Source organism: Caulobacter sp. 17J65-9, from assembly GCF_010975005.1.
In the GTDB taxonomy this organism is placed as follows: Bacteria; Pseudomonadota; Alphaproteobacteria; order Caulobacterales; family Caulobacteraceae; genus 17J80-11.
In genome coordinates, this window is record NZ_JAAIVC010000289.1 from 1 (window position 1) to 1,679 (window position 1,679).

A 1,679-nucleotide genomic window follows, 5' to 3' on the forward strand; every position below is an offset into this window, starting at 1 on the left:
CCGTGGCCGACGCTGAGGGCGCGCGGGCGCTGCCGCGCTCGCAGGCCGAGCGCCTGTTCACGACCGGGCCGGTGATCGTCGCCCACGCCGGGCTGACGGCGCGCCGGCTGGGCCTGGCCGCGCCGGGGCGCACGCCCGACATCCTCGACGCGCTGGAGCTCTACGCCTTCGTGCGGCCGGCGAAGTTCTGCGCCCCTTCGGCCGCGGGCCTCGCTTTGGCGCTGGGCATGACCGAGCCGGTCGGGGCGGAGGCCCAGGCCTCGGCCCTGCGCGAGGCTTGCCGCGTGCTGCTGGACGAGCTGGCCGCCAACCCGTGGCCCAACCGCGAAGAGGCGCTGCAGCTGGCCGAGACGCTCGGCCGGGCCGGCTGGGGCTGGGCCACGCGGGTGGCCGGCGCCCTGCGCTCGGGCCCGATCCGTGAGCGCCGCCACCGCGGCTCGGGCGTGGACGTCTGGACCCGCCTGCCGGAGTGGGAGGACCAGGCGCCGCTGGGCGAGCCGGGCTCCATGCCGGTCGACGCCGAGCAGGCGCGCGGGCGGCTGCAGGAACTGCTGAACCGCGCCGGCCTGGACGAGGCCCGCCCCTCCCAGGCCGACTTCTCGGCCGAGGCGTCCTACGCCTTCATGCCGCGCGACCGCGAAGGCGCGCCGCGCGTGCTGCTGGCCGAGGCCGGCACGGGCGTGGGCAAGACCATGGGCTATCTCGCCCCCGCCTCGCTGTGGGCGGAGAAGAACGGTCCCGCGGTGTGGGTGTCGACCTACACCCGCGCCCTGCAGCGCCAGATCGACCGCGAGACCCGCGCGCTTTGGCCCGACCCGGAGGTGCGCGCCAAAAAGGCCGTGGTGCGCAAGGGCCGCGAGAACTACCTCTGCCTGCTGAACTTCCAGGACATGGCCCAGGCCTCGGCGCTGGGCACCGCCGATCCGATCGGCGTGGGCCTGGTCGCCCGCTGGGTGCTGGCCACCCGCGACGGCGACATGACCGGCGGCGACTTCCCGGCCTGGCTGCCGACCCTGTTCGCGGTCGGAGGCGCGGCCCAGGTCTCGCCCGCCAACCTGGTCGACCGCCGCGGCGAGTGCGTGCACGCCGCCTGTCCGCACTACCGCACCTGCTTCGTCGAGAAGACCGTGCGCGCTTCGCGCCGGGCCGACCTGGTGGTCGCCAACCACGCCCTGGTGCTGAGCCAGGCGGCCTTTGACGGGGCCCGCGCCGCGCGCGGCCTGAAGACCGACGTCGAGACCACGCTGCTGAAGCGCGTGGTGTTCGACGAGGGCCACCACCTGTTCGACGCCGCCGACAGCGCCTTTTCCGCCTGCCTGTCCGGCCAGGAGGCGGCGGAGCTGCGCCGCTGGATCCGTGGGCCGGAGGGCCGGGGCCGCCGCGGGCGCGGGTTGGAGCAGCGGCTGGGCGAACTGGTCGCCCACCGCGACGACGCTCGCGACGCGCTCAGCCAGGTGATCCGCGCCGCCGCCGCCCTGCCGGGCGAGGGCTGGTCCGGCCGCATCGCCCCGCCGTCGGGTGAGATCAACCCGATCGGCCCGATCGAGACCCTGCTGGCCGCGGCCCTGGACCAGCTGCGCGCCCGCGCAGACCCCCGGGGCGGCGACCTCGGCATGGAGTGCTCGGCCCGCCCGATCACCGACGCCGTGGCGGCCGCCGCGCCCGCCGCCGCCCGGGCG

Annotated in this window: 1 pseudogene; it reads left to right on the forward strand. The window is 76.8% G+C overall.

The features are described 5' to 3' along the window. Positions 1–2: 2 nt before the first annotated feature. Positions 3–1,679: pseudogene (locus G3573_RS21390) on the forward strand (ATP-dependent DNA helicase); the annotation flags it as partial.